The organism is Tissierella sp., assembly GCF_052089545.1.
Lineage (GTDB): Bacteria > Bacillota > Clostridia > Tissierellales > Tissierellaceae > Tissierella_A.
Map to the genome: position 1 here is coordinate 1 of NZ_JBQDAA010000222.1, position 3,662 is coordinate 3,662.

Consider the following 3,662-nt stretch of genomic DNA (forward strand, 5'->3'; position numbering starts at 1 on the left):
ATTAAGGGTAAGTAATGGAACATATAAAAAAAGTGTTAAGTATTATTATTACAAGGTTTTGACAAGGTATATCAACCTTTTAAAATCAATTCTAAGAGGTTTAATATCCTTATAGGTGGATTAGGTAGTCATTGCACAGTTTTGTGCAATGAGATTTTTAATAGTTTAATATCTTTATAGGTGATATTAGTAAGTCCCTAAAAAAAGGCAATATTTATCGGAGAAATCGGAGCCTAATAAAAAGAGATAAGGTTATATTATATATTTTTAACTGTACAGAGAATTTCCAAATCGCTCATCGGTGAGCAATTTATAAGGTTATATTATATAATTTTAACTGTACTAGAGTAAGGACAATTAAACAAAGCTATTTAAATCAATTCTAAAGCAGTTAAATTAATTAGGTATAGTAACATACATTTAAATCAATATAAAAGTTTGTAGGCTATCATATAAGCCTAAGAATAAATATATATGTATCCAACATATCCAACGCCCTAAAAAGGTATATCCTTCATTATTTGAGTCCATAAAAAAGAGTATTCGGCACTTTTAGCAGCCCTAAAAAGGTATATCCTTCATTATTTGAGTCCCTAAGAAAGAGCATAAAAAAATATGCAATTAGAGTCAAGTACCTTCTAGTATTGTATTTTACAGTATTAGAGGGTATTTTTATGTATAAAACTAATTGAACAAAATAACTATTTTGCGACATTAGAATATTAAATGTGTATTAATCTATATATTATAATTGTATAAATAGTATAAAAATGATATAATTAAGATAATAAAAATTAGGAGGTTATAAGATTATGAAGATGGATAAAGAATTTTATACCATCAAAGATATACAAAAACTATTTAATATGAGTTATCCGACAGCATTAAAAGTAGTTAAAAGTATAGATAAAAAAAGAATGATAGGTGGGAAATGGATTATCACAAAGGAAACCCTAAAAAACTATATAGATGGAGAAGATAATTAAGGTATGTAATAGTATTCTTATTATATATAAATGGCTTAAAATCAATCCTAGAGCCTAAGAAATTGATATATAAGGGGTGATTATATGTATAAGGTGAAATTATTAGATTTGCCTAGAAATATTGATTATTTGAAAATCAAAGATACTTATATTTTTAATGAATTATATGTAAATGGAATTGACTGTGCCAAATTACTTGCACGAATAATTGAGAGAGGAAAATATATTCCTTTAAAGTTATCCACAAAATGATATAATAAAAATAATGAAAACTAAAAGAGCAAAGAAAAAGCCCTAACAAGTGCTAGTAACACTTCTAGGGCAGTATTATAAGGTCGTCCAAACCTTTATATTCTTAGGGTATATTTACCCTAATTGTATTTATATTATAAACTTTAACTCAATATAATACAAGCTAAAGGAATTTAATTTTAAGATACCTTATACTACTAGACTTTTTTTCAGGTAGTGGGGGTATCTTTTTTTACTTCCCACTAAAAAGGTTAGCCGACGGGCTTGTAAAATTGGGGGGGTATTCCCTTATATTCCCCCAACCTTTAAATATACAGAAGGGAGTATATAACAATGGCAAATTGTAAAATATGTAATAGAGAATTTAAAAAGATAACTACAAGCCACTTGAAAAAACATGGTTACACTATGGAACAGTATATAAGAGAATATGAGCCAGAACAAGCAAGGGAAAAAGCGACTCTTAAATTTATAAATGACTTTTATATTAAAGTACGGTATAAATTTTTACAATACACAAATGGACAACCTTATACAGTTAAAAAAGGCGAGTCAAGAAGTTGGGGCTTGTGTGATAATGACATAAAAGCCCATTTACAAGGTAAAAAAACAATAGGTATATATTTCCCTAAAGATTTTAGTAATTTAATAGGTTTAGATATTGATATTTTAGATATTGATTTATTAAATAAGACTTATAATACAATTTTAGGTTATGGGATAAATGATAGTAATATATTAATATCCCATAGTGGGGGTAAAGGTTACCACTTGGATATATTTTTATCTCAAATGATAGATAAATCTATAATTAATAAATTTTATGAAGTCCTATTAAATGATTTAGGAGTATCAAAAAAAGAAATTGAGTTAAGAGGTGGAGGAAATCAAGCCTATAAATTACCATTAGGTTTTCACCATAAGACAAGTAACTATTGTTACCCGTGTAATGAATGGGGCAGAGAGGTTAATATTTCAATTCTAAACGACATAAAGAAGTTAGACATACAAATACTAAGCGACATTGTAGAAATCAATTACAAGGCAAATACAAGCGACATAGATTTAATTATAAAATTTGAGGAACTAAACGAAACTATAAACCTGTTACCTATATATCAAAATACAAATGATAATAAAATAAAACAAGCTGAAAACCTTATAAATAATGGAGTACATAAGAAAGGTAAAAGGCATATAAGTATTAGAGAGGTAACAGCATATTACAAGGACATCAAGGGATATTGTTTAGCTGAAACTATGGACATTATGAAACAATGGATAGATACAAAATGGAATAAATCAATAATAGATAATGAGGTAAAAAGCAATTTAAAAAGTACAGTTAAATCAGTATATAGGACTGGATATAGATTTAAGGTACAAGCTAATAAAATCAATATTACATTACCAGAAATAAAAGAAGTATTTAGTATTGAAGTAGGAAACAAGTTGCAAAATGAAGCCCTAAGACGTTTATATTATGCTTTTCTAATACATAGCAAAGCCTATGCAAGTAGCGAAGGTATATTTTATATGACTTATGAGCAGATAAATAAAATGGGAGGTAATAAAGACAGAGCAAGCCTATCAAAACAAATTGATAAATTAGAAAAGCTAAACAAGTTATTTGTAGTTGAGAGGGACACAGTTGCCACAGGAGAGAAGTTTAAGAGAAAGCCAAACAAGTACAAGCTTAATCAATTTATAAGCTATGAGAAGGAAATAAAAGCTTTTACAGTATGTAATGATGGAGAGTTATGCAAGGATTGTCTATATAAAGCGTTATGCTATCTATCAAATGATAAGGACAGAAGAAAATATATCAAAGGTAAAAGATACAAAAACCTTGAGAATTGTCCTTATAACAAGTAATCGCAATCTTTATTATGGTAGGGGTTTATTTCATAAAAAAAGCAAGTTTTTGACACCCTTCAATTAAAGCCACAGACTATGCTTGAGGTACTTTTTTGCCCCAAACCCCTTACATAAATAAAGTATATATATACACATAGCCCCATATATAAGTCTAAATTACATACCTAGATATACTAATTCTTTTAATCTTTTAAGTATTTAAAGGGATATATATAAAAAGGTGCTGAAACTGGATATATAAATTATTAATATTACTAGATAGATAAAAGTATTAGGAGGTGGATATTATAAAAATAAGAATACCATAGATATAGATTATGAGTTATAAGCATAGAATTAAAATAATAGGAGGTATACCAGATATGGAACTATCAGAACAAGCAAAAAAGGTTAAGAGGGAATATTTGAGAGAGTGGAGAAAAAAGAATAAAGACAAAGTAGCAGAACATCAAAAAAGATACTGGGAGAAGAAAGCTAGAGAAGAGCAGGCAAATAAATAGGAGGTGCAGGGAATATGGATAAAGAACTAGAGCAACTAAAGAAAGA

Annotated in this window: 4 protein-coding genes; all 4 read left to right on the forward strand. The window is 28.0% G+C overall.

What is annotated here, in order from left to right; translation table 11 throughout:
• Positions 1-812 precede the first annotated feature (812 nt).
• The 4 genes from ACTHW2_RS11885 to ACTHW2_RS11900 all read left to right on the forward strand — a co-directional run bounded on the left by ACTHW2_RS11885 (position 813) and on the right by ACTHW2_RS11900 (position 3,616).
• The gene (locus ACTHW2_RS11885; RefSeq protein ID WP_442264128.1) at positions 813-986 is read left to right on the forward strand and encodes a hypothetical protein; all 174 of its coding nucleotides are present in this window, start codon (positions 813-815) and stop codon (positions 984-986) included.
• A gap of 84 nt (positions 987-1,070) precedes the next feature.
• Positions 1,071-1,238, forward strand: a complete 168-nt coding sequence (locus ACTHW2_RS11890) for a hypothetical protein (RefSeq protein ID WP_442264129.1) — start codon at positions 1,071-1,073, stop codon at positions 1,236-1,238.
• 333 nt (positions 1,239-1,571) lie between these two features.
• Positions 1,572-3,113 (forward strand): TOTE conflict system archaeo-eukaryotic primase domain-containing protein, encoded by a 1,542-nt coding sequence (locus ACTHW2_RS11895; protein WP_442264130.1) that lies wholly within the window; start codon positions 1,572-1,574, stop codon positions 3,111-3,113.
• Positions 3,114-3,433: 320 nt separating this feature from the next.
• Complete coding sequence (locus ACTHW2_RS11900; RefSeq protein WP_442264131.1) at positions 3,434-3,616, forward strand: hypothetical protein; 183 nt, start codon at positions 3,434-3,436, stop codon at positions 3,614-3,616.
• Positions 3,617-3,662: the final 46 nt, after the last annotated feature.

Coding starts and splice junctions, on each gene's coding strand:
- ACTHW2_RS11885 (WP_442264128.1), top strand. CDS start 813: ATGAAGATGGATAAAGAATTTTATACCATCAAAGATATACAAAAACTA.
- ACTHW2_RS11890 (WP_442264129.1), top strand. CDS start 1,071: ATGTATAAGGTGAAATTATTAGATTTGCCTAGAAATATTGATTATTTG.
- ACTHW2_RS11895 (WP_442264130.1), top strand. CDS start 1,572: ATGGCAAATTGTAAAATATGTAATAGAGAATTTAAAAAGATAACTACA.
- ACTHW2_RS11900 (WP_442264131.1), top strand. CDS start 3,434: ATGAGTTATAAGCATAGAATTAAAATAATAGGAGGTATACCAGATATG.